Raw genomic sequence first — 603 nt, 5'->3', positions numbered from 1 at the left:
CTGCCGCTTTAAGATGCCGCACGCCCGCGTTTACCTTTACGCCGACCGCCGAAATAACCCCCGTCCGGCCCGGTGGGGCCTCTCTGAAAACCCCGCCGGCTGCCTGTGCCAAATGACAGGCTGTCACTTGGCGGGTTTTGCGGTAGGACAACATAGCCCAACCGGGTTGGGTACCCAGAATATCAGCGGCTGCACGAGCCATTACTTCCGGTATAAAAAACCGGAGAAGTTCTCTTTATTATATTCTTTGTTAATTTGCAATTGGTTATCTTTATTTTTGCAGTCTGGCACGACTGATAATCTGCTTCAGCCCCTAATATAATCTAATCGAAAAAATCCTACGCAATTTTTTAGGAGGAACACGTTCATCGTGAAAGTTCATATCGTGCATCAGTGAAATCACAAAACCCTAAATACTGAGCCGCCTGTTTATATCAAGGCCGTCTGAAAACCATCCGGTTTTCAGACGGCCTTTAGATTCACCTGCCAAGTGCAGCAACGGTTGAATACGTCCAAGAACCGATTACCCGGCGTACCTAAGCAAGCGTTTTTTTCGGTCGCGTTTTTCCCGGTTGGCAGGTGGGTTTGCCAACCGCCTTTCCT

General features: G+C 49.1%; 1 pseudogene. It reads right to left on the bottom strand.

The window, feature by feature from the left end:
* Window positions 1-11: 11 nt before the first annotated feature.
* Window positions 12-275, bottom strand: a pseudogene (locus C7N83_RS14080) (IS1595 family transposase); the annotation flags it as partial.
* Window positions 276-603 lie beyond the last annotated feature (328 nt).

Origin of the sequence: Neisseria iguanae, assembly GCF_003013245.1 — a bacterium.
GTDB lineage: Bacteria > Pseudomonadota > Gammaproteobacteria > Burkholderiales > Neisseriaceae > Neisseria > Neisseria iguanae.
This window is presented reverse-complemented; position numbering and strand designations above follow the sequence as displayed.